This is a genomic window from Streptomyces sp. NPDC005004 (assembly GCF_053600675.1).
On the sequence record NZ_JBSGAH010000031.1, the window covers coordinates 25,861 to 49,500 of the forward strand.

Consider the following 23,640-nt stretch of genomic DNA (forward strand, 5'->3'; position numbering starts at 1 on the left):
GCCGGATTCGTTGATGCGATGGCCATATCGATAAGGGTACGAGCGGCATCCGAGACCGGCAAGTTCTTGAATACGTCACGATCACGGCGCCGGAAATAACCGCTTTCCCCAATGGAAAAGCGCCGGGCGTGGCACTCATATTCCCGATAAAAGGCATTCCTGTTCTGTTCGGCATTCCCGGTCGCGCTGCCCTCGGCCCGCGCCCTGCCTCTCTCGCCCGTCCCCGTGCCTCATCTCTCGTACGTGGCGAACATGGAGGCTCGCGCGATCGCGTGGGTGAACAGGAGGAAGTCCATGAGCGCGGGGGTCGTCGTCCCGGACACCTCCAGCTCCTCCACGTCGACGGCGTGCACCACCAGGAAGTAGCGGTCAGGGCCGTTCCCGGGGGGTGTCGCCGGACCGAGGTACCGTCGGTGGCCGGCGTCATTGGCGAGCGTCACCGCGTGACCGGGCAGTTCGCTCCCGTCTCCCGCACCGGCGGGGAGCTCGGTCACGGAGGCGGGCAGATTGGCCACGGCCCAGTGCCAGAAGCCCGAGGCGGTGGGTACGTCAGGGTCGAACATGGCGACGGTGAAACTGCGGGTCTCCTCGGGGAATCCCGACCAGCTCAGCTGTGGGGAGACGTCCGCTCCGCCCGCCCCCAGGACACCGCTCACCTGCTCGACGGCCAGCGGCGCGCCATGGGCCACGGAGTGCGAGGTCAGGGAGAAGGCTGGAATGGGCGGGACATGGTCGTACGGACCATAGGGCTTGATCATGACGGCCTCTCGCATACGCGGCGAATGATCCGCTGAAGGTGATCTGCTGGAGGCGACCGCCCGGCGTCACCGCTGCGCGAGCCGTGAAGGCGACCGAATCCGCCGCGGGCGCACCGGCGGTGCAACTGCGGCTGCGGCGGCCGTGATTCAACGCTAGGAGCAGTGTTCCGGGTCGGCAATCCGGACCTCGACCGGCAGACGGGAGCTCTTGCCCCGGTGCCCACTCGTCCGCGCGGTGGCGCTGAACGACGATCGCCGCCCGTGGCGACGTCAATTGCGCCGCGCAGTTCCGCCGGGCGCCACCTGCCCTGACGCGAAATGGCCGAGCACGACAACCGCGTGGCCAACTGCCTCTACCCGCGTCGGGATCGGAGACCGATTGGCGCCCATATTCCATCGGATTTCAATGCGCCAGGTCCCCGGTTGCGCGGCGAGGGAGCCGTGCAGGATTCTGGATTCAATGGAATCGGTTGCAGTGATATCGGCGTGCGGCCGGCGACCGCTCCGCGACCTCGTTCACCCCGGGAGACAAGGCGGCTACTCCATGAAGATGCGCGCAGCCCGCATGCACGGGTACAACGAACCGCTCCGGATCGAAGAGGTCCCCGTACCCGAACCCGGGCCGGACGAGATCCTGATCAAGGTGGCCGCGGTCGGTATGTGCCGCAGCGACTACCAACTCCTCGACGGCTACTTCAAGGGCCCCTTCCCCGTGGACTTTCCCTACATCCCGGGTCATGAGGTGGCGGGCCGCGTGGTCGGGCTCGGCAGTGAGGTCCCGGACACGGTCGACTACGCGGTGGGTGACATGGTCGTGGTCAATCCGAGCTGGGGCGACGGCACATGCCGCCAGTGCCGGGAGGGCAACGAACAGCTGTGCAGCGGTAACGGCCGGTGGGTCGGCTTCGGCCCGCAGGGCGGGTTCGCCGAGTACATGCCGGTGCAGTACAACCACGCCATCCCGGTCTCCGAGGAAGCCGCCAAGCGGCCCGAACTGCTCGCCCCCATGACCGACGCGGGCCTCACCCCCTTCCGGGCGATGAAGAAGCTCCGGGACACCGGAAAGATCGGCCCCGGCCGGGTGGTCGGCGTCACCGGCATCGGTGGCCTCGGCAGCTACGGCGTCCAGTACGCGAAGCTGCTCGGCGGCGGCGCGACCGTCGTCGCTCTGGCCCGGTCCGACAGCAAGCTCGACGTGGCGAAGAAGAACGGCGCCGACTACGGGATCAACGTCAGGGACAAGTCCACCGAGGCCATCCAGAGCGAACTGGAGGACCTCACCGGCAGCGCGACCTTCGACGCCGTCCTGGACTGCGTCGGCAGCGAGCAGTCCATCCCGATGGCGTTCGACCTGCTCGGCCCGGAGGGAGTGGTGGCGAGCGTCGGCCTGATGAGCGATCACGTCAGCATCGCCCAGTTCCCCTTCGTGGGCACCGAGCGCACCTACCTCGGTTCCTTCTGGGGCAATCACGCGAATCTGGTCGAGGTGCTCTCGCTCGCCGAGAAGGGTCTCGTCGAACACGATGTCACCAAGGTCAAGCTCGAGGACGTCAACGAGAACCTCGAAGCTCTCGGCCGAGGGGACGTCGTCGGCCGCCTGGTCATCGTCTTCGACGACTAGCCGAACCGCGGCCGACGACCGCACGACACGAGCGCGAGCCGCCACCTGCGGTCGCGCCGACGTCCACGTGACCACAGACCGCGTGGCGTCAGTCGGTCACGGGAAGCGGCACCTGGAGCATGACGGCCCCCCGCAGATCGAGGTACGCGGCATCGTCGGTGCGGACGAAGCGCAGGACGACACCCTCGCAGTAGGGGCAGCGGGCGACGAGTCCGGGCGCCCGGTTGTACAACTGGAGCGTGCTCACGCTTCCTTCGGCGCCGCAGTGCTCGCAACGGCACGTGGCGACGGTGACGTCGACGGCAAACAGTTCCGACAGCGGTCCGGCCAGCGCGTTGCCGTCCAGACGGTGTCGCTCCGGCGACTCGGGTTCTGCCCTTCGCGGTGACATGCCGACCTCCTGTCAGCCGAAGCGTTCGGTGCGGATCCGCTCGGGTACGTGGCCCAGACCGACCAGGTACGCACTGGCCGTCTCGGTGAACTTGGTGGGACCGCAGACGTAGACCGTCGGTTCGAAGTCCGGGGGCCAGCCGTGCGTGACGAGGTCCTCGGGAGTGAGGCGGCCGACCGGTCGACGCGACGGCGCCGGGGCGGAGCGGGTGAAGACGCGCCAGACGTCCACTCCGGGCGGCGGCCGGCGCAACTCCGTGCCGAACAGTTCGTCGGCCGGTGTGCGCAGCGAGTAGACGAGGCGGAACGGGGCACGGCTGTCAGCGGCGGAGCGTGCCCGGATCATGCTGATCAGCGGCACCAGTCCGGAGCCGCCGGCCACCAGCAGAACGGGTTCGCTCTGTTCGGGTTGCCACACGAACCATCCGCCCACCGGTCCCCGTACCTCCACCAGATCCCCCGGCATCACCTCGTCGACCAGATAGGGCGAGACCTCTCCGTCGTCCACCCGCTGCACGGTCAGGCCCACCAGTGAGTCGTCCGGGGCGGAGGCGATGGAGTAGCTGCGCTGGGCGCTGTAGCCGTCCTCGGCGGTGAGGCGCAGGTCCAGGTGGCTGCCCGCCTGGTGCCCGGGCCAGTCGGGGACGTCCAGGGTGAGGGACGCGGCGGTCGCGGATTCGGCGTGCCGCTCGATCACCTCGGCGGCGGACCAGCGCAGGCGTCCTAGTCTCCTCGGTACCGCTGTTCTCTCCATGGGTCTCCGTAGTTGTGATAGCCGACGCTCTCCCAGAAGCCAGGGTCGTCCTCCGGCGTGAGCGTGATCCGGCGAACCCACTTGGCGGACTTCCACAGGTAGAGATGGGGAACCAGCAGCCGGGCCGGACCTCCGTGCTCTGCTTCCAGCGGCTCGCCGTCGAAGGTGTGGGCGATCCATGCCCGGCCGTTGAGCAGGTCCTCCAGGGGGAGGTTGGTGGTGTAGCCGCCCCAGCAGTACACGCGGGTGTGGCCGGCGGCCGTCACCACGTCCTCCAGAAGCACGTCGAGCGAGACTCCGCGCCAACGGGTGTCGAACTTGGACCACTTGGTGACGCAGTGGATGTCCACGGTGAAGTCCTCGGACGGCAGCGCCATGAAGCTCGCCCAGTCCCAGACCCGTCGGCGACCGTCCTCCGAGACGACCTCCAACTCCCAGTCGTCGAGGGACACATGCGGGGTCGGACCAGTCGACAGCACCGGGAAGTCGAAGGTCTCGTACTGTCCGGGCGGCAGGCGATCGGCGCGTCCCGACCTGCGCCCGCGGAAGCCACGCGAAACGACCGCCATAGTGATCACGCCCTTGCCAGCCGTCCGACAGCGAGCTTGTGCCTCACCCACCAGCATGGCTACGGCGCTACGAGCGTCGCAACCGGGAACACGGATCGCTTCGGTGAAGAGCCGGGCCCGAGCCGCCGTGCGCGGAGCTGGAGCAGTCACACCACATCGGGCGGCTGCCACCGGTCGCGATCGCGGCCAAGGCATGAGGCAGCCCCGCCATGCTCACGGCGGGGCTGCCTTCGACCGCCTCAGCTGCGCACGAATTCCAGCAGGTCGGCGTTGAACCGCTCGGCGAACCTGGGCACCATCGCGAGACCGTGCGGGGCCCCTTCGTACACCTTGTACACCGCTCCCTTGACGAGTTTGGAGCTCTTGTCGCCCGCAGCCACGATGGGCACGATCTGGTCGTCGTCGCCGTGCACGATCAGCGTGGGGACGTCGATCTTCTTGAGATCCTCGGTGGTGTCGGTCTCGGAGAACGCCTTGACGCAGTCGTAGGCGCCCTTGATGCCCACCGTCATGCTCCACAGCCAGAACTGGTCACGGGTGCCTTGGGAAACCGTGGAGTCATCACGGTTCGCACCGTAGAACGGGCCGCTGAGGTCCTTGTAGAACTGCGACCTGTCCTTGGCGACGCCCTCACGGATCTCGTCGAAGACCTCGATCGGCAGGCCCTCGGGGTTGGCCTCCGTCTTCAGCATCAACGGAGGAATGGCTCCCACCAGCACTGCTTTGGCGACCCTGCCCGTACCGTGGCGGCCGATGTACCGGGTGACCTCACCGCCTCCGGTCGAGTGTCCGACCAGGACCACGTCGTGCAGGTCGAGTTCCTCGAGGACGGCAGCCAGGTCGTCGGCGTAGGTGTCGAGGTCGTTTCCTTCCCAGGGCTGCCCCGAGCGCCCTCCGCCACGACGGTCGTGGGCCACGACCCGGAACCCGTGGTCGGCCATCCACTTCATCTGCGGGTCCCAGGCGTCCGCGGTCAGGGGCCACCCGTGGGAGAACACGATGGGCTGGCCACTGCCCCAGTCCTTGAAGAAGATCTGCGTGCCGTCCTTCGCCTGTGCGTATGGCATGTCCGGTGTCCTTCTCGATCCGCTGGCAATGCATGCTTCCAACGCGCCCCTTGGGGGGATTGGGCTCAGCCGCAGCGCCACTGAAGCGGGCCAGGACCTCTGACAGGCTTTCCGACCAGCAGGTTCGCGGCATTAAGCCCCGGATCAACACTAATGGCGCAGTACTGATCCGGCTCGTCGGCACCGGGATCCGTGTTCAGCGCTGGAGGATCTCCACCATGCGGGGGCCCTTCGCGGTCGTCCCTTGCCGGATGTAGTCGGTGAGGTCGTCCAGGGATTCGGCTCGGTGCGTCTCCAGGCCGTAGCCGCGGGCGATGTCCAGCACGTTGAGTCCGGAGATGTCGAGGTACTCGCCCTTGGGGACGTGCAGCAGTTCGGAGAACTCCTCCAGGGCCCGGTACTTGGTGTTGGTGCAGACGACGTAGGTCACGGCCACCTGGTGGCGGGCCGCGGTCCACAGCGCCGCGGGGGTGTACTGCATGGCACCGTCGCCGATCAGCGCGACCACGGGACGGTCGGGGCGGCCGAGGCGCAGTCCGATGGCCGCGGGCAGCCCCCAGCCCAGACCTCCGGCGGCGCAGTAGAACAGCGACTTGGCGCGGGTGATGGTGAGGCGGTCGCGCAGTCGGTCGGAGGAGGTCCATTCCAGGGCGATGACGGTGTCGTCGGTCTTGCCGCGGTCGATCGCGTCGAGGATGGCCTCCGCGGTGAAGTGCGGGCCGCTGGTGTCGGCTTCGGGCAGGGTGCGGGCCGGCGGCCAGGCACGGCCGCTCTCGGCGACCGCCGCGGCGACCCGCACGAGCGCGTCCGAGGGGTCACCGATCGCGATGCGGCCGAACGGCGCACGTGCCGCCTCGTCGGGGTCGTCGGTGACCGCGTGCACGCTCACACCGGGCCGCAGGAAGTCGTCGTCGCTCGGTGCGTGGTAGCGGAAGACGGGCGCTCCGAAGCAGACCACCGTGTCGTACCGCCCCAGGATGTCCGCGACCGCTCCTGCGGACGAGGGGAGTTGCCCTTGGTAGCAGCGGTGCCGGGTCGGGAAGGGCGAGCGGGGCGGGCTGGGCGCGATCCAGACGGGAAGCCGGGCGCGCTCGGCCAGCGCGACCGCGGCGGAAAACCCCTCCTCCGTGTCGGCGCCGGGGCCCAGTACGAGAGCCGGCGCCGAGGCGCCGTTCAGCGCTTCGACCAGGGTGTCCACCGTGTTCTGCGACAACACCGGGTCCCCTATGACCTCACGCTGGGCGAGCAGTTCGAGGGCGCCGTCCTCGGCCGGCTGGGTCCAGTCGTCCAGGGGGACGGACAGGTACACCACGCCGCGGGGTGCCGAGTTCGCGAGCATCAGCCCCTTGGAGACCAGTGCGGGGCCGTCCTGCGGCCGCAGCGGCTCGCCCGACCACTTCACCAGCGGGTCGCCGAGCTTGACCGGGTCGACGTTGGTGAGCATCGCCCCGACCGGCACGTAGCGGCGCGCCTGCTGCCCGGCCATGATGACCATCGGTGTATGGCAGTCGGCGGTGTTGGTCATGCATCCCATCGAGTTGCCGGTGCCCGAGGCGGCGTGCAGGTTCAGGAAACCGATCGTGCCGGATGCCTGCGCGTAGCCGTCGGCGATCGCGATCGCGGCGCCCTCCTGGAGGACGAGGTAGTACGGAATGTCGTCCGGCAGGCCGGTCAGGAACGACAGCTCGTTGGAGCCGGGATTCCCGAAGACGGCCGTCACGCCGTGACGGCGAAGGACCCGGTAGAAGGCATCACTGACAGTGAGCACGGCAATCGTCCCTCACCCAGAGTAGTCACTGGCTACGGTCTTACCCTTGCGGTCTGCATTATTGAGCAACAGTCCGGACATTGCCGCCTATGGGGCAGGCGCGTCCCGCCCTGCCGACGGGCGGCGGGCTCCACCCCGGTCGCCGACGCAGGGCGCCTTCGAACCGGCCCGGACCCGCGTCGAAGACGATGCGCGGCTGCGCGCCATTACCGGCCGGCCCGCATCACGACGGCGACGCCGAGCGGGCCCGCGGGAGCGCCTTCTTGCCGGCGGGAGCGTCGAGGAACCTGTCGCAGTCGGCGAGTCGCCGGGATGGTCCCTCGCGGGGCCCGGACCGCGGCCAGGACGCTTCGGCGAGCCTACAGTTCGTCGTAGATCTTCCCCAGGCGCCTGAGGGTGTCGGCGACAGTGGCCAGGTCCCGGGCATCGAGGTGCGACAGGGACCGGTCCAGGGCTTCGGCCAGGACCTGCTCGCGCTCCTCGTGCCGCCGACGCCCCTTCGCGGTGAGTTCCACTATCACGGCACGGCGGTTCGCCGGATCGGGTTCGCGCTCCACGTATCCGACCTTGGTGAGGCCGTTGACGAGCTGGGTGGCCGCCGGCCCCGTGGTCTCGACCCCTTCGGCGAGTTCGGTGATGGACAGCGGCCCGCGCTCGGCCAGGACGCGCAGGGCGCGGGCATGGGTGAGGGACAGGGCGCCGGGGCTGCGTGTGGCCCGGCCGCGCAGCCGGGCGTCGGCGGCGCTGAGGCTGTAGGCGGCGCGGGACAGCTCGCTCATCGCCTCGCGGCGCTCCGGCTCATCGGTGCTGGTCATGACCTTCTTCTCCGCGTAGTTCTCCGAAGCGTCTCGCGCCCGGTTTGACAAGAACGGTAGTTCACGGGTTACTAGATTAAGTACTTAGTTATTGGCGGGTCGACAGGGGTCGTCTCACGCCGAGGACCACGACTGTCGGAGCCTCCGGGTATCCGAAGCCACTCGCAGCCACAATTAAGTACTGAAATGTCACCTATGGCGTGAAACGGGAAGAGAGCTAGGAGAAAGATCATGACTGTTCGCTCGACCGGGCAGAGCTGGGCGCTGGACATCGCGCTGGCGCAGGGAGGATTCGACGCGTTGCACCCGGGGGCGAAGGGCACGCTGGAGCAGCTCGGACACGACCACACCGATTTCGACAAGGTCTTCGACCTCGTCTCCTCCGGCGCGATGATGCCGAAGGCGTGGGCGACGGTGGCGGGCCAGGCCGAGGAGCGCGCCGCGCACCACGAGCGCCAGGGCTTCAGGCAGACCGCCGCCGACCTCTACCTGCGGGCGGCCGTGATGTGGGGTCGCGCCCAGTACTCCGTCTTCGACGCCGCCGACCCGCGCAAGGCCGCATTCCGCACGCGCGCCAACCACTGCGTCGAGCGTCTCGGCGCCCTGCGCGACGACCGCGTGCGCCGGGTCGTCCTGGACTTCGAGGGCCAGCAGATCTTCGCGCTGCTGCACCTCCCGGCCGGCCGGGTCGAGGGCGCCCCGGCCGTGATCCTGGGGCCGGGGATGGACATGATCAAGGAGGACTACATCTACGCGGCCGAGCGCTACTACACCTCGCGCGGCATCGTGGCCCTGTCCATCGAGGGTCCGGGCCAGGGTGAGACCCGTGCCAACGGCCTCGCGGTCGATCTGACGAACTACGAGCGTGCCCTCTCCCGGTACATCGACTTCCTGGCGGAGCTGCCCGAGGTGGACGCCGAGAAGATCGGCATGTTCGGCATCAGCATGAGCGGTTACTGGGGTTGCCGCGCCGCCGCGACCGACCCCCGCCTGAAGGCCCTCGCGGCGTTCGAAGCCGTTTCCGGCGACTTCCACACGATCTTCGAGCGTGCCCAGCCGACGTTCAAGAGCAACTACATGTACATGGCCGACTACAGCGACGAGGAGAGCTTCGACCGGGAACTCGCCTCGCAGATGCCGCTGGGTGACCTGGTGGGCGACATCACCTGTCCGGTGCTCTTCGGTATCGGCGAGTTCGACGAACTGACCCAGCTGGAGCAGGCGCTCGCCACCTACGAGCGGATTCGGGCTCCCAAGGAGATGCGCGTCTACGAGAACGAGTTCCACCCGCTGGGCGGCGTCGCCGCGGAGGTCTTCCGCTTCGGCGCCGAGTGGGTCGAGCGCGTGCTGAACGGCGAGTTGTCGGAGCCCGGCCGCGACGAGCGGTTCTACGTGCACCGTGACGGCGGCACCACCGACGGCACCGCCAACCCGACCTGGTGGCTCGGGGCCACGCCCGCGATCATCACGGAAGCCGCCAAGGCCGACTGATCTGCGGCAGGCAGATCAGCGCGCGCGGGACTTGTGGGCCCCGCAAGCGAGTCGGCCTCTGGCGCAGGCCGACGACGCCGTGCGCGTCGTGCAGGGTCCGCCCGTGACGATGCCCATCGCCTTTGTCGGCTGCCCCAGCAGGGCCGCGGCCACCGAGCGCCCGGCCGGAAGGACCCGGCCGGGCGCCGCCGCCATGTGACGGCCGGCAACTCGCACGCCGAAGGGGCACCTCCTTCCGTTGCCGCGCCCGTCCCTGACACAGGGTTACGATGGGTCGCCCCAAGTGACGCCTTGAGCCCCCGGGGGAACGGTGGAGCAGCACATCGGATCGAAGTCCGGCTCGGAACGGTCCCTGCGTATCGCCGTGATGTTGCTGGTGGCGGCTTCCGGTGCCCTGGAGTCCGTCTCCTTCCTCGGCCTCGAGCGGGTCTTCGCGGGGGTGATGACGAGCAACCTCGCCCTGCTCGGCATGGCCGTCGGCCGGGGCGAGTCCGTCGGTGTGACGGCGGCCGTTCTGGCCCTGGCCGGATTCGGTCTGGGCGTGCTGATCGGCGCCTGGCACACACGCGGAAGCGCCACCGCGGCCACGCGCTGGCCCCGGTGCGTCGTGGTCGTCCTCGCCGCCGAGGCGGTCCTCCTGGCCGTGGGCGCCCTGGTCTGGGGGCTCACCGGCGGCAGACCAGGTGAGACCACCCGGTACGTCATGCAGGTCGGAGCGGGGCTCGCCATGGGGGCACAGTCCGCCGCCATGGTGGCCGCCGGGCACACCGCGGCGCCCACCACCTATCTGACCGGCACGTTGGCCACCTACATCGTGAAGGGTGTCCACGGCGGACGCCAGGGCGTCTGGGTGCCTCTGCGGTTCGCCGGACTGGTCGCGGGGGCCGGCGTCTCCGCCGCCCTGCTGAAGGAAGCACGCGCGTGGGCCGCCCTCCCGCCCGTCGTCCTGATGCTGTGCGCGCTTGCCGTCGCCTGCGCACCCCTCGGTGCCCGCCGGCACGGCTCCGCCGGCCGTTCCTGAAGGCGGCCGCCGACACCGTTTGCGCCCCGAGTCCGGTTCGCGACCGCCCCCGGCCGGCGGAGGACGCCTCGACCCAGCGAACATCGTGCGCGACGACCGCGACTACCTCGCCGTACCCGTGCTCTGCTGCGCCCACACCGTCTTGCCCTCCCCGTGGTATCGGACGCCCCATTCTTCGGCGAGGCTTGCGACGATGAAGAGGCCGCGGCCGCCCTCGTCGACCGCGCGGGCGTGCTTCAGATGGGGGACGCTGTCGTCGACGTCGCGGACTTCGCAGGTCAGACGCTCATCGAGGACGAGACGCAACCGGTAGGGCGGGGCGCCGTAGCGCAGCGCGTTGGCAACGAGCTCGCTGACGACGAGTTCCGTCGTGAACGCGTCGTCAGCGCCGATGCCCCACTCGTCGAGTTGTCGGTGCACCACCGCCCGGGCCTCCGGGACTGCTGCCAGATCCTCGGCCAACGGCACCGTCAGCACCTGGTCGGGGGGCAGCCCTTTCGCGCGCGCCAGGAGCAGCAGTTTCTCGGTCTCGTGGCGGTCCCGCAGCGTGTAGGCGAGTCTGTCGCTCAACTCGTCCAGTGGCAGCTCCCCTCCCTCACGCAGTACGGCACACAACGCGGGTTCATTCAGCAGCAGGTCCTCGTTGCCGACGGCGAGGACGCTGCCGGGCGGCATCGGGAACTCGGTCGCGGGAAAGGGGGCGCGGTCGGTCCCGGCCAGCACCGGGCCACCCGGCACGCACATGGTCTCCGCAGCGCCTTCGGGGCGTACCAGGTACGGCTCGGACAGGCCGGCGCGGACGATGGTGCAGGTGTTCTCGACCGAGTCGTACACGGCGATCAGGCAGCCGGCGGTCAGGGGCTCACGGTGCAGCGGGTCGCCGGCGGGCAGCGCCGCCCGCTCGGAAGCCAGCTGCACCGCGGTGTCGCTGAGCCGTGCCATGAGTTCGTTGGGCTCCAGGTCCAGTGCGGCCAGCGCATGAATGACCGTTCTGAGCTGTCCCATCGTGGTCGCGGTGGCGACACCCCGGCCGACCACGTCGCCGAGGACCAGCGCGGTGCGGCCGCCGGCCAAGTGGATCGCGTCGAACCACGCGCCTCCGCCGCCCGGCCCCGGGATGTGCATGGATGCCACGGCGATCGTGGACGGTTCCGACGTCCGCTGGGGCAGGAGCCTGCGCTTCACGGTCGCGGCGATCGTCCGCTCGCGGGTGAAACGGCGGGCGTTGTCGATACACAGGGCCGCGTGGGCACAGAGGTCGGAGGTCAGCGCGATGTCGTCCTCGTCGAAGGGCTCCTCGTCCCGGTGCCGGTAGAAGCTGACCACCCCCAGCGCCTGGCCGCGCACGGTGAGCGGCGTGACAATCAGTGAGTGCGCCTCCGACCGGTCGATGGCGTCGGCCCGTGCCGGGTCCGCCGACAGCCAAGGGCTGTCCTTCGTCACGGTGACGAGCCTGGGCCGCAGGTCGTTCAGGACACGGGCGAAGGGCGTGCCATCCGGCAGCCGACGCACGTCCCCCACCGTGTGAGCCGACACGGTCCCCTTGAAGGCGGCCCGCCGCAGCGGCACGTCGTGGTCCACGGGAGCCAGAGGGGGCTCCTCGCCCCGGATGACGTCCTCAATGACCTCGACGACCACGACGCCCGTGAACAGCGGGGCGACCGCGTCCACCAACTCTTGGCACACAGCCACCACTTCGAGCCGCTCGCCCACGGTGGCCCGTACGTGCTCCAGGAGCTTCAGCCGCCGCAGTGCCCGCTTCTGCTCGGTCACGTCGAGCGCCGAGACGACGAGGCCCAGCACCTCGCCGTCCGCCCCTTCGAGGCGCATGTACGACAGGGAATAGTCCACAGGACGGCGCGTGCCCGCCTTCGGTGTGGCCCGTACATGGCGTCGTAGCGCCGGCTCCCCGGTCCTCAGGACCCGGCATGCCACCGCGCGCTCTTTCTCGGGATCCTCAAGGCCCAGGGCTTCAGGAAAGTCCTGGCCGGCCGGGACGCCGTCCGCGCTCGGCGCCGCTTCGAGCCTGCCGCTCCGGGGCTGGACGACGCGCAGGTCGCCGTCAACGACGACCAGTTCGATCGGTGAGCTGACGAACAGGGTCTGCAAGACGGCCCGGTCGCGGGCGGTGGTCTCGTCCCACTCCCCGTCGCGTACCTCCCAGATCAGCGAGCCGCCGGACACCACTGGCCGCACTGACACCGCGCCGAGAGCCGTCAGCAGGGCGCCGTGTCCCGTGACACCGTCGTCCCCGCCCACCAACTCGGTCACAGTGCGGCCCTCGGCCCGCTCCTTGGACCGGCCGAGCAGATCCGCGGCCCGGGCGGACCACTCGACGATCCGCCCGTCGTCCGCAATGCGCATGAGCAGGGCACCCCTCGACATCGCAGCCACACCTCCACCCTGGTCCACGCACAGGCGTCCCCTTTCATAGTGAGGTAGCCGGCGGTGCCGCTCACCTCGGTGGGCGGCGTGCCAGGTACTCGTCAGCTTCCATCAAGGCGGTGAGACGTGGTCGGCTTTCTTCGCTGTGACATCGAGACCGGTCACGCCCTGTGTGGGTGTGCGGAGTGACCCCGCAAGCTTGAGCGGAGGGTAATCATCCGCTCACTTTCCGGAGTGCAACGCGGTTTCCGGCCGGGCAGTTTGATTGGGACGGCCATACACGGAAACGCGGATGTCGACGTTCCTGAGAGCCACTCCATGGAGGGAGGCCACCCGTGGACAACGATCCGATGGCCGACGACGTCTACCAACCGACGTACAACGACGTGCGCGAAGAGGACGCCGCGCGGTTGGACGACCTCGAGGACGCGGTCGAGGAACCGAGCTATGACGAGCTTCTCGACGAGGGGTACTCCCCGCCGGAGAAACCACTCGGCGTCACCAAGTACGGCACCACCGCGGCCGAGCAGCGAGCGGGCGAGAGCCTCGACCAGCGGTTGGTCCAGGAAGAGCCGGACGTACGGGAGCCGGAGGGTGACGGGGTGGGCGACCTGCCCGGCGGTGACGGCGAACTCATCGACCCGGAGGCAGGTGAGGCGCGCGCCGGCCGCCTGATGGCCCCGGACGAGGGCGCGCATCCCGACACCGAGAAGGACGAAGTCGCCTACGACATGGGCATCGACGGTGGAGCGGCCAGCGCCGAGGAGGCGGCCGCCCACGTCACCGGCGACGACTTCTCGCCGCCCGACGACGAACCCATCCCTCCGGACGATCCCCTGCTGTATCCCCGCCCCCGGCGTCGGCACCGGCAGGACTGAAGAGTCGGTCCCGCGGACGGTCGATCTGCCGCAGCTTTGTCGTCGCTGAACTCCGATGCAGCACCGCCGCGTTGAACGCCCGGACCGGAGTCGGGCCATCCCACGGCGACCGCTTCCTTGGGCACTTTCCCGGGGCACACCCTGGACGACGTGCGGAGCGGCAACGGACGGTGAACCGAATGTGGAGCAGGCCGGCTGAAGGACATCCGGGTCGGTGCCGCCGCGTTGTAGCGTCCCGGAGTCGGGTCTAGCCTTGAAAACGCGGAACGCACGCGAGCCTGTGCGGTGACCGCTCACTCACTCGTGTCATCACCGGTCGGACCTTGACGGCGCGCGGGCGTTCTCCCGTGACCTGCCCGAGGCCGAGGTTCATTCCGGGAGGCGCGCACCCCGGGAAGGGTGGCGTGGTGGCCACACTGAGAGCAGTGAACGTGGGGATGCCCGCGGACGTCCGCTGGCACGGCAGGACGGTGCACACCGGCGTCTACAAGCAGACGGTGGCCGGACCGCGGATGGTGCGGCGGCTGAACATCGACGGGGACGGTCAGGGAGACCTCGGCGGGCACGGTGGCGAGCAGCGGGCGGTGCTGGTCTATCAGCTCGACTCCTATCGTTTCTGGCAGGAGGAGTTGGGGCGCGATGACCTCACTCCCGGCGTGTTCGGGGAGAACTTCACGGTCGAGGGACTGCCCGACGACGAGGTGTGCATCGGTGACCGCTACCGCATCGGCGCGGCGCTGTTCGAGGTCACCCAGCCCCGGGTCACGTGCTACCGGGTGGGTCTGCGCATGGGGGAACCCCGGATGGCGGCCCTCCTCGTGGCCCGCCACCGGCCCGGCTTCTACCTGCGTGTCATCGAGGAGGGCGAGGTGGAGGCCGGGCAGGACATCGTCAAGGAGTCCACTGGCCCGGAGACCATGACGGTCGCGGAGCTCGACGGCGTGCTCTACCTGTCCGGACACACCCGCGAGCAGGTGGAAAGGGCTCTTCGGATACCCGCCCTCAGCCCCGGCTGGCAGAGCTCCATGACGACCCTCCTGGAACAGGAGGACCACCGGGCAGCCGGTGATTCCTCCGGCAGCGCGGGGCTCAGCGTCGCAGCCACGGCACCCCCGCCCGCCTGGCCCGGATTCCGGCCCCTCACCGTCACGGACGTACGGCCCGAGAGCCGCAGCGTCTTCTCGCTGCGGCTGGCCGCCGCCGACGGATCCCCGCTCCCGGCCGCACGGCCGGGCCAGTTCATCACCGTCAAGGTCCGTCCCGACGGAGACGTTCCGCCCCTTATTCGCAGCTACTCGTTGTCCGGGGAGCCGGGGACGGCCACCTACAGGATCAGCGTGAAGGCCGAACCCCACGGTGCCGCCAGTAACGAGTTGAGAGCCCACGTCCGCCCCGGCGACCGGCTGGAGGCCGCGGCGCCCCGCGGCACCTTCTGCCTGGCCGACGGTGACAATCCGGTGGTCCTGCTGTCCGCCGGGGTCGGTGCCACTCCGGTCCTGGCCATGCTGCACGCCCTCGCCCGCGATCGCTCCGCCCGCCAGGTGTGGTGGCTGCACGGTGCCCGCGACGGCACGGAGCACCCCTTCGCCCAGGAAAGCCGCGACCTGATCGCGTCGCTGCCCGATGCCCGATCGGCCGTCTACTACAGCAAGCCCACCAGTGCCGACCGGCTGGGCGTCGACTACGCCGCTGCCGGTCACCTGTCGCCCGAACTCGTCCGCGGTCTGGGCCTGCCGACCGACGCCGACGCGTATCTGTGCGGGCCGGCCGCCTTCATGAACGCGGTCACCGCCGCGCTGGTGGACCACGGCCTCGACGCCGCCCGCGTCCACACCGAGATCTTCGGCTCCGGCGCTGCCATCACACCCGGCATCAAAGGCGCCGCGGCGGCGCCTGCACCACACCAGCCTCCGGGTCCGGCAGGCACCGGCCCGCAGGTGTCCTTCGCCCGCAGCGGCCTCAACGTCCCCTGGGACGACACCAAGGACTCCCTGCTCGAACTCGCCGAGGCCTGCGACGTTCCCGTCCAGTGGTCCTGTCGCACCGGGGTGTGCCACACCTGCGAACTCGCCCTGATGTCCGGGGCCGTCGACTACGCACCCGAGCCGGTCGAGCCCCCGGGCGAGGGCAACATCCTGATCTGCTGCTCCAAACCGGCCGGGGAGGTTGTTCTGGACCTGTGAGCGCGCCGTGGCGTGGTGGACGCTGTAGCCCTTCGAGGCGATGAGCGCGTAGCCGGCTCCGCGTCCCTTGCGCCCTCGCTCACAGTGCGGCCGAAGGGACGTCCGTGAACCGGCCCATGGCACCGGTTCAGGATCACGGAACACCCTCGTCCGACCTCCCGGGTTGCGCCTCACGATGCCGGCTCCGTCGGTAAAGGACCCTCAAGGAAACAGAGCACGGACGGAGAGTGTCCGCGCTGGAGATGGCCGAAGAGCACGAGGAGACAACGATGGGTCAGCTGGAAGGCAGAACCGCGGTGATCACCGGCGGAACCACCGGTATCGGGCTGGCCGCCGCCCGGCGTTTCGCTGCCGAGGGCGCGTTCGTATTCATCACCGGCCGCCGCCCGGAAGTGCTCGACGACGCCGTGGCGGCGATCGGCGAGAACGCCGTCGGCATCCGCAGCGATGTCGCCGCCCCGGCCGACCTGGACCGTCTCTACGCCGCCGTCGCTGACCGGGGCGGCGGGATCGACGTGTTGTTCGCCAATGCCGGTGGTGGGGAGTTCGCCACGCTCGGACAAGTCACCGAGCAGCACATCGACATGACCTTCGGGACCAACGTCAGGGGGACGCTGTTCACCGTACAAAAAGCACTTCCGCTGCTCAACGACGGCGCCTCGGTGATCCTCACCGGCTCCACGGCCGCCACCACGGGGACAGAGGCCTTTGGAGTCTACGCCGCGTCCAAGGCCGCCATCCGTTCGTTCGCTCGCACCTGGGCCAACGAACTCAGGGGTCGCCAGGTCAGGGTGAACACCCTGGTGCCTGGCCCCATCGACACGCCTGGCATCACGGGCCTGGCCCCCGATGCGGAGCAGGCAGCGGAACTCCAGTCAGCCTTCGCGAGCCAGGTGCCCCTCGGTCGTATGGGGCGCCCTGAGGAAGCCGCCGCGGCAGCTCTCTTCCTGGCCTCCGACCAGAGCAGCTTCATCACTGGCAGCGAACTCTTCGTCGACGGCGGGCTCAACCAGATCTGACCGTCGGGCCGCCCTCGTCGCATGGGGACATCCCGGCCAGAGGGATCCCGCCGCGGAATGTCCGGCGCCCGAATCCGGATGTGCGGACGCGCCTCGGACCGCTCACGGTCCGGGGCGTTCGTACGCGCCCAAGCGCGTTGTCGCGTCCGCAGGTCGATCCGCACGGCTGAGAGTCCGAACCGTCGATGGGCGAGTTGTCAGAGGTCGCCTCGGGCCATCGCGGTCGGGCCGCTCGGTCGTCAGGTGGCGCCGAGGCCGCTGAGGAAAGTGTTGGCGACGAGGTCGGCGGCTTGCGGGGGATCGATGGCGGGGAACTTGTGGGCGGCCGTGTCGACGAGTCCGTCGAGGACCGCCCGCGCCCAGGCCGCGTCGGTGCCGGCACGCAGGTAGCCCTCGTCGATGGTGCGGCGGACGAAGGCGTCGAGTCGGGCGCTCTGCTCCTGGCGGCGAACGCCGGCCTCGGGGTCCTTCTGCATCATGCGGCGCGTGTCGACAGGCCATTGACGGCTGACGGGGATGATCCCCTCCAGGTAGCGGTGGAGGGCGACCGGAACAGGGGCCTCGGTGAGGCGTGCCTCGTCCAGGACCTGTTCGGCGGAGTCGAGTTTGGCCTGGAAGACGGCACTGAGCAGCGCCTCGCGGCTGGCGAAGCGGCGGTGGACGGTGGTGCGGTCCACTCCCGCGGCGGCGGCGATGGCCGCCATCGAGGTGCCCGGGTCCTCGGCCAGCAGATGGGCCCCGGCCTGGAGCACAGCGGTGAGATTGCGTGCGGCGTCAGCTCTCATGATCTGGAGATTCTACGTCCTACGGTCACTTTGGGCGCAGCATCCGACACATGAGTCGCATCCTCGACAGAAACTGCAACTCCCATGTTGCAGTAACGGGAAATTCCTCTACTATCGAGTGGCAAGCCCGCGCTGGAGCGCTGGGAGAGCGACGAAACGACGCACGAGAAGAGGAATGCGCTATGTCACGGACTTGGCTGATCACCGGCGGCTCGCAGGGGCTGGGCAAGGCTCTGACTCTCGCGGCGCTGAGCGCCGGTGACAGGGTCGTGGTGACTTCTCGGAAGCCGGAGACGCTGGCCTCCTTGCGGGCCGAGCACCCTGAGCGACTGATGGCGGTGGCACTGGACGTCACTTCCCCGTCCGACGCCCGGGACGTGGTGGCGACGGCGGTGGAGCGGTTCGGTTCGATCGATGTGCTCGTGAACAACGCCGGTTACGCCACCAGCGGCTCGATCGAGGACTTTCCGGAGGACGAGTTCCGCGCGCAGGTCGAGGCGAACCTGTACGGCGTGGTCAACCTGACCCGGGCGGTGCTGCCCGTGATGCGGGGCCGGCGGTCCGGGCACATCGTGCAGATATCGTCCATCGGCGGACGCGTGGGCGGCACGCCCGGCCTCAGTGCCTATCAGACCGCGAAATTCGCCGTCGAAGGGTTCTCCGAGGTGCTGGCGAACGAGGTGGCCCCGTTCGGTGTCAAGGTCACCATCGTCGAGCCCGGCGGCATCCGCACCGGCTGGGCCGCCGGCGCGGCGGAGCCGTCCGGTCCCGTGACCTCCGACTACGAGGAGACGGTCGGCGCGTGGCTCGCGAGGTTCGCCGAGTACGCCGGCAACGAGCCGGGGGATCCCCACCGCATGGCTCGCGCGGTCGTCGACGCGGTGGAGGCGGCGAAGCCCCCGCGTCGGCTGCTCCTCGGCAGCGATGCCCTGGAGATCGCCATCGGCGCCGAGGAGGCGCGCCTCGCCGAGGCCCGCGAGTGGGCCGAGGTCAGCCGCTCCACGGACTACCCCACCGCCTGACCACCTCGTTGCGGTGATGTGCCCGCACGCTCGGGCACCACGCGGAGCGCGCGGCTGACCGACGACCGTACGCCGACGCGACCCCCGAAGGCCGGCTCAGCCGACCCGGTCGGAGCGCCTGCCCGTCCTTTCGGCGTGACCGCAGAACGGCCTCGCTCGGATCCCCCACGAGGTGGCACCGCCCGCGCCCGTCGGCTTGCCGACTCGCCCCCGCTCCCTCAACCCCACCACCCTCCCGCCCCTCCCCACGGAACCGTGAAGACATGACTGTTCGCGACAAGCTCTACATCGGCGGCGCATGGGTCGCCCCCAGCGACCCGAATCTGCGGATCGACATCCTTTCCCCGCACGACCAGTCCCTGCTGGGCAGCGCCGCGCAGGCCGCGCCCGCCGACGTCGACGCCGCCGTCGCCGCGGCCCGCGCGGCCTTCGACGACGGGCTCTGGCCAGGCACCAGCCCCGAGGAGCGACAGGAGATCGTCCGGCGCTACGACGCCCTGCGCGCTGCCCACGCCGACGAGGTCGCTCGGGCCATCTCCGTCGAGAACGGCTCGGCCGGCTGGTTCACCAAGGCCGGCCAGCCCTTTCTGACCCGCCAGGTGAAGGCGTACCTGAAGGCGGCCGAGGAGTTCGGCTGGGAGGAGATCGTCGAGCCGTCCGACCCGTCGGTGTCCTTCGACACCATCGTCCGACGGGAGGCGATCGGCGTGGTCGCCGCCGTCATCCCGTGGAACTCGCCGTTCTCGGCAGCCACCGCCAAGCTGGTCCCGGCCCTGCTGGCCGGAAACACCGTCGTTCTGAAGGTCTGCCCGGAGAACTCTCTCAGCATGATGCTGCTGGCGGACCTGTGGCACGAGGCCGGGCTTCCCGCGGGCGTGCTCAGCGTCCTTCCCGCCGACCGCGAGACCAGCGAGTACCTCGTCTCTCACCCCGACGTCGACAAGATCGCCTTCACCGGCTCCACCCGCGCCGGCCGGCGCATCGCCTCCATCGCGGGTGAGCACCTCAAGCGGGTCAGCCTGGAGCTGGGCGGCAAGTCCGCCGCCCTCATCCTCGACGATGCCGACCTGGACGCCGCCGTTCAGGGGCTGCGGTTCGGCTCCTTGGCGAACAACGGCGAGGCCTGCATCCTCCAGACCCGCATCCTGGCCCCGCGCAGCCGCTACGAGGAGGTCGTCGCCGCGGTCAAGGGCATGGTCGAATCGCTGAAGGTGGGCGACCCGTCCGCTCCGGACACCTTCATCGGCCCGATGATCCGCCCCGACCAGCAGCAGCGCGTCATCGACTACATCCACGTCGGCATGGCGGAGGGCGCCCGGCTGGTCACCGGCGGACCGCAGATCCCCGACGGCCTGGAGAAGGGCAACTACGTCACCCCGACCGTGTTCGCCGACGTCGACAACTCCATGCGCATCGCGCGGGAGGAGATCTTCGGCCCGGTCCTGTCCGTCATCGCCTACGACGACGAGGACGACGCCGTCCGCATCGCCAACGACTCCGCCTACGGCCTGTCCGGCGGCATCTGGACCGTCGACCCTGAGCGGGCCCTCGCCGTCGCCCGCCGACTGCGCACCGGCACGGTCACCCTGAACGGCTCCCCGATGAGCTTCGACGGTCCGTTCGGCGGCTACAAGGCGAGCGGCATCGGCCGTGAATACGGCAAGGTCGGCCTGACCGGCTACGTCGAGCACAAGACGATCACCCGCGACCGGTAGTCGCACACCCTGCGACACAAGCACCGCGCGGCCACAGCCCCTGCGTCCGGCGCCCCCGCGCGCCGGACGGATCCGCCCGCGAAACCGCCCACCGACGACACGGGCCCGCACGCGGCACGGCCAGGCTCGTCCCGCCCCCGTCCGGCCGACCGCGTCGCACACCGGCCACAGACCTTCGGTCCCGCCCATGAGATGCCGGCCCGCACGAATCCGGCCGGGCCCCACGCATCGCGGCCGTCCGCATCACGGCGTGCGACTGCTCCCGGCGCCCTTCGCCATCCTTCCGTTCCCCGGAGAGTCATTCCATGCCCAGCAAGTCGCCCCGCCTCACCTTCGCGGTCCTCGCCAGTGGTGCGGGCGTGTTCTCGATGCTGCAGTCGCTCATCGCGCCGGCGCTGCCGACGATCCAACATGCGCTGCACACCTCTCAGTCCACCACCACGTGGGTGATGACCGCCTATCTGCTGTCCGCCTCGGTGTTCACCCCGATTCTCGGCCGCGTCGGTGATCTGCTCGGCAAGACGCGCACGCTCGTCGCCGTCCTGGTGGCAGTGCTCGTAGGGTGCCTGCTCGCGGCGCTGGCGCCCACCATCGGCGTCCTGATCGTCGCCCGCGTCGTCCAGGGCGTCGGCGGAGCGGTGTTCCCGCTCTCGTTCGGCATCATCCGCGACCAGTTCGAGGCCGGCCAGGTCAGCGGCGGCATCAGCAACCTGTCCGCCGTCATCGCCGCGGGCGGCGGCGTCGGCATGGTGGCCGCCGGGCCCATCGTGGCCGCGCTCGACTACCGCTGGCTGTTCTGGATCCCCGTCGGCATCGTCGCCGTCACCGCGCTCGTCACCGCGCGCCGCGTCCCCGAATCGCCTCACCGTGCGCAGGGACACGTCAGCTGGCTCGCCGCGCTGCTGCTGTCCGGCTGGCTGGTGGCACTGCTCCTGCCGGTCAGCCGGGGCAGCCGGTGGGGCTGGAACTCCGCCTCCGTGATCTCGCTGTTCGCCGCGGCCGTCGTCCTCTTCGGCCTGTGGCTGCGCACCGAGTCACGCAGCCCGAGCCCGCTGATCGATCTGCGCGTCCTGCGCACGCGGACGGTGTGGACCACGAACACGGCTGCTCTGCTGTTCGGCGCCGGCCTCTCCTCGGTCTGGGCCTTCCTGCCGGGCTTCGTACAGACGCCGAGTTCGGCCGGATACGGCTTCGGTGCGAGCGTCACCGCATCCGGGCTGCTCATGCTGCCCATGCTGATCGCCATGTTCGTCGCCGGTGTCCTCAGCGGCCGCCTGGAGCCACGGCTCGGCGCCAAGCACCTGCTGATCGCCGGTTCGGGCCTCGCCGCACTCGCCTGTGCCATCCTCGCCCTGATGCATGACGAGCCGTGGCAGATCGCCGTCGCGGCGGGCGTCTTCGGCCTCGGCGTCGGCCTGGCTTTCGCGTCCATGGCCAACCTCATCGTCAGCAGCGTGCCCGCCGAGCAGGCCGGCGCCGCGACCGGCACGAACGCCAACCTCCGCTCCATCGGCGGTGCCATCGGAACCGCCATCATGAGCCTGCTCGTCACCAGCCACCTCGCGCACACCGGCCTGCCCTACGTCTCCGGCTACACCCACGGCTTCTCGGTGCTGACCCTGTTTCTCATCGGCGCCGCACTCGCCGCGTCCCTCGCGCCCGCTCGACACGCCGCCCGCACGCCGGGCCGAGCCACCGACAGCCCCGACCCGCAGCCGGATGCGGTCACCAGCGCCTGATCCCACCCTGGGGGTCGTCTCTTCGGCCTTCGCGGGCCTCCGACTCCCCCGGCCTCCGGCCGTGAGGTGCCCCCGGGCACGCCACCTCGCCGCACGGCCGAACGCAAGGCCCGACGGGTGCCGGAACACCCCCGCACGTGCGGGGAGCAGAATGCCGCTCTCCAATTCTGCCGGGACCGGCGGGCGGGGGTTCACCGGCCGGCCGCTGCCAGCCGCGCCGACGAGCCCCGCAACAGGGCCGGGTCGATCGGTCCCCCGGCGCGCCTCGGCCGTACGGGCGGAGGCCGGTGGAGGATCAGTGAAGCGGGGCGCGACGCCCGCACCGCACTGCCTCGCATCGTTCGACTGTGTGAAGAGGTTCGGCCATGAGACCGCTCGACGTCACATCGTTCGCCCTCGACCGCACGGGCACTTCCCGGGGAGCGGCGGCGTGATCGCCGAGCCGGGCGGGGCACCGGGTGGAGGACGCTACGGAGAGGCCGTCTTCGGTCCGGAGGCGGCGGGCGAGGGTGAGCGCATCGACTACGGAGCCCTCGCCTACGACGAGTTCACCATGGCGCGGTTGCGGGCGCTGGGAGCCGGACCCGGGTGGCGCTGCCTGGACGTGGGCGCGGGCACGGGCACCGTCTCCCGTCGGCTGCTGGACGAGGCAGGGGTGGCGAGCGTGCTCGCCGTCGACCGAGACGTTCGCTTCCTCGGCGAACGGCTGGTGCCGGGCCTCGAAGTGCTGGAGGCCGACGTCACCGCCCCGGATTTCGATCCCGGCCGCTTCCGGCTCGTGCATGCGCGCTTCGTGCTGATGCACCTGCCCGAGCATGAACGGCTGATCGCCAGGCTGGCCGAACTCGTCGCACCCGGCGGGGTGCTGGTGCTCGGCGACGCGGTGGACCTGACGAGCGACCGCGCGCCTCTCACGCCGTACACCGTGGTGATGCGGGCGATGTGGCAGGGTCTGCGGGCCGCCATCGGCACCGACGTCTCCTGGGTGCCGTCGTACCCGAGCCTGTTGCGCGAGGCGGGCCTGGCGCCCGTCGCCGCCGAGATCTACGTCCCGCCGCTGCTGCCCGGCAGCCCCATCAGCCGCTTCTGGGCGGACACATGGGAACGCAGCAGAAAGCCGACGACCGCGACTGGACAGGTCGACGACGACGCCATCGACGAGGCGCTCCGGTACCTGGGCTCCGACGACTGCGCAGCCGTGTCGGCCGGCCTGCTGACGGCTTGGGGATGGAAGCCCGAGGACTCCTCATGCTGACCCGCGGCGGGTACTTCGCGCGACGCGGGTTCGACGTGCCGGAGCGGTCGACGGGGCAGTACTGGCGGAAGGGGTGGGCTCACTCCACGACCCCTCGAAGTGCTCTGCGGTGACGGGGCGCTGTGCTCGGCGCCGCCGTGGAGTGTGGGCAGGGCGGCGCGCATCTCCGCGTGCGTCCACCGACGTCCGGAGGCGCCGACCTCGCGCTCATGCCCGGTGTCCGCGTCCCGCTCGGAAATGGGCGGACAGAGGGCGGCACGGAGCGGTTCAGGTCCTCTTGAGTGAATGTCGTTGCTCAGTCGAGTGAATGTGTCCGGCGGGCCCGATCTTCAGGGCGTGGGGTTCTGCGCGGTGTGGTGGGTGTTGTTGTAGGTGACGGAGAAATGGCGTCTGCGGGTGAAATCG

Annotated in this window: 19 protein-coding genes; 10 read left to right on the top strand and 9 right to left on the bottom strand. The window is 70.0% G+C overall.

Going from position 1 to position 23,640, the window contains the following annotated elements:
- Window positions 1-230: 230 nt before the first annotated feature.
- On the bottom strand, window positions 231-773 hold the full coding sequence (locus tag ACWEEU_RS29010) for a YbhB/YbcL family Raf kinase inhibitor-like protein (protein ID WP_451736353.1): 543 nt from the start codon (window positions 771-773) through the stop codon (window positions 231-233).
- A gap of 529 nt (window positions 774-1,302) precedes the next feature.
- On the opposite strand from ACWEEU_RS29010, the gene ACWEEU_RS29015 reads away from it, so the two are divergent.
- Complete coding sequence (locus ACWEEU_RS29015; RefSeq protein WP_451736356.1) at window positions 1,303-2,379, top strand: NAD(P)-dependent alcohol dehydrogenase; 1,077 nt, start codon at window positions 1,303-1,305, stop codon at window positions 2,377-2,379.
- 88 nt (window positions 2,380-2,467) lie between these two features.
- On the opposite strand, the gene ACWEEU_RS29020 is transcribed toward ACWEEU_RS29015, so the two are convergent.
- From ACWEEU_RS29020 to ACWEEU_RS29045, 6 genes are all read right to left on the bottom strand, one after another.
- Entirely contained in the window at window positions 2,468-2,770 is a 303-nt protein-coding gene (locus ACWEEU_RS29020) for a DUF6510 family protein (protein ID WP_385750481.1), read from the bottom strand.
- A gap of 12 nt (window positions 2,771-2,782) precedes the next feature.
- Window positions 2,783-3,523, bottom strand: coding sequence for a ferredoxin reductase (locus tag ACWEEU_RS29025; protein WP_451736359.1), 741 nt, complete (start codon window positions 3,521-3,523; stop codon window positions 2,783-2,785).
- Window positions 3,493-4,092 carry a sulfite oxidase-like oxidoreductase gene (locus tag ACWEEU_RS29030; protein ID WP_451736361.1) on the bottom strand — a complete coding sequence of 200 codons (600 nt, stop codon included), beginning with the start codon at window positions 4,090-4,092 and terminating at the stop codon, window positions 3,493-3,495. The genes ACWEEU_RS29025 and ACWEEU_RS29030 overlap by 31 nt, the downstream gene beginning before the upstream one ends.
- Before the next feature lie 239 nt (window positions 4,093-4,331).
- Complete coding sequence (locus ACWEEU_RS29035; protein WP_385750490.1) at window positions 4,332-5,159, bottom strand: alpha/beta fold hydrolase; 828 nt, start codon at window positions 5,157-5,159, stop codon at window positions 4,332-4,334.
- Between the two features lie 196 nt (window positions 5,160-5,355).
- The gene (gene mdlC / locus ACWEEU_RS29040) at window positions 5,356-6,927 is read right to left on the bottom strand and encodes a benzoylformate decarboxylase (protein ID WP_451736364.1); all 1,572 of its coding nucleotides are present in this window, start codon (window positions 6,925-6,927) and stop codon (window positions 5,356-5,358) included.
- Between the two features lie 359 nt (window positions 6,928-7,286).
- The gene (locus ACWEEU_RS29045) at window positions 7,287-7,742 is read right to left on the bottom strand and encodes a MarR family winged helix-turn-helix transcriptional regulator (RefSeq protein ID WP_451736367.1); all 456 of its coding nucleotides are present in this window, start codon (window positions 7,740-7,742) and stop codon (window positions 7,287-7,289) included.
- Between the two features lie 231 nt (window positions 7,743-7,973).
- Here ACWEEU_RS29045 and ACWEEU_RS29050 point away from each other — a divergent pair, with 231 nt between their 5' ends.
- Together ACWEEU_RS29050 and ACWEEU_RS29055 are read left to right on the top strand one after the other, a co-directional pair.
- Entirely contained in the window at window positions 7,974-9,233 is a 1,260-nt protein-coding gene (locus ACWEEU_RS29050) for an alpha/beta hydrolase (protein ID WP_451736370.1), read from the top strand.
- A gap of 310 nt (window positions 9,234-9,543) precedes the next feature.
- Window positions 9,544-10,254: a DUF1275 family protein gene (locus ACWEEU_RS29055; protein ID WP_451736373.1), complete on the top strand. Its 711-nt coding sequence runs from the start codon at window positions 9,544-9,546 to the stop codon at window positions 10,252-10,254.
- A 102-nt stretch (window positions 10,255-10,356) separates the two neighbouring features.
- On the opposite strand, the gene ACWEEU_RS29060 is transcribed toward ACWEEU_RS29055, so the two are convergent.
- Window positions 10,357-12,618: a SpoIIE family protein phosphatase gene (locus ACWEEU_RS29060; RefSeq protein WP_451736375.1), complete on the bottom strand. Its 2,262-nt coding sequence runs from the start codon at window positions 12,616-12,618 to the stop codon at window positions 10,357-10,359.
- A gap of 356 nt (window positions 12,619-12,974) precedes the next feature.
- Between ACWEEU_RS29060 and ACWEEU_RS29065 the strand changes: the two genes are divergently transcribed.
- From ACWEEU_RS29065 to ACWEEU_RS29075, 3 genes are all read left to right on the top strand, one after another.
- Complete coding sequence (locus ACWEEU_RS29065) at window positions 12,975-13,517, top strand: DUF5709 domain-containing protein (protein ID WP_385750506.1); 543 nt, start codon at window positions 12,975-12,977, stop codon at window positions 13,515-13,517.
- A 425-nt stretch (window positions 13,518-13,942) separates the two neighbouring features.
- Window positions 13,943-15,700 carry an MOSC domain-containing protein gene (locus ACWEEU_RS29070; protein ID WP_451736378.1) on the top strand — a complete coding sequence of 586 codons (1,758 nt, stop codon included), beginning with the start codon at window positions 13,943-13,945 and terminating at the stop codon, window positions 15,698-15,700.
- Window positions 15,701-15,969: 269 nt separating this feature from the next.
- Window positions 15,970-16,719: an SDR family oxidoreductase gene (locus tag ACWEEU_RS29075; protein WP_451736388.1), complete on the top strand. Its 750-nt coding sequence runs from the start codon at window positions 15,970-15,972 to the stop codon at window positions 16,717-16,719.
- Between the two features lie 239 nt (window positions 16,720-16,958).
- Here the strand turns inward: ACWEEU_RS29075 and ACWEEU_RS29080 are convergent, their stop codons facing one another.
- Window positions 16,959-17,504 carry a TetR/AcrR family transcriptional regulator gene (locus tag ACWEEU_RS29080; RefSeq protein WP_385751000.1) on the bottom strand — a complete coding sequence of 182 codons (546 nt, stop codon included), beginning with the start codon at window positions 17,502-17,504 and terminating at the stop codon, window positions 16,959-16,961.
- Between the two features lie 182 nt (window positions 17,505-17,686).
- On the opposite strand from ACWEEU_RS29080, the gene ACWEEU_RS29085 reads away from it, so the two are divergent.
- The 4 genes from ACWEEU_RS29085 (at window position 17,687) to ACWEEU_RS29100 (ending at window position 23,235) form a co-directional block, all read left to right on the top strand.
- On the top strand, window positions 17,687-18,526 hold the full coding sequence (locus tag ACWEEU_RS29085; protein WP_451736381.1) for an oxidoreductase: 840 nt from the start codon (window positions 17,687-17,689) through the stop codon (window positions 18,524-18,526).
- 263 nt (window positions 18,527-18,789) lie between these two features.
- Window positions 18,790-20,241, top strand: a complete 1,452-nt coding sequence (locus tag ACWEEU_RS29090) for an aldehyde dehydrogenase (protein WP_451736384.1) — start codon at window positions 18,790-18,792, stop codon at window positions 20,239-20,241.
- 305 nt (window positions 20,242-20,546) lie between these two features.
- Window positions 20,547-21,980: an MFS transporter gene (locus ACWEEU_RS29095; protein ID WP_451736386.1), complete on the top strand. Its 1,434-nt coding sequence runs from the start codon at window positions 20,547-20,549 to the stop codon at window positions 21,978-21,980.
- Between the two features lie 433 nt (window positions 21,981-22,413).
- Window positions 22,414-23,235: a class I SAM-dependent methyltransferase gene (locus tag ACWEEU_RS29100; RefSeq protein WP_451736390.1), complete on the top strand. Its 822-nt coding sequence runs from the start codon at window positions 22,414-22,416 to the stop codon at window positions 23,233-23,235.
- Window positions 23,236-23,640: the final 405 nt, after the last annotated feature.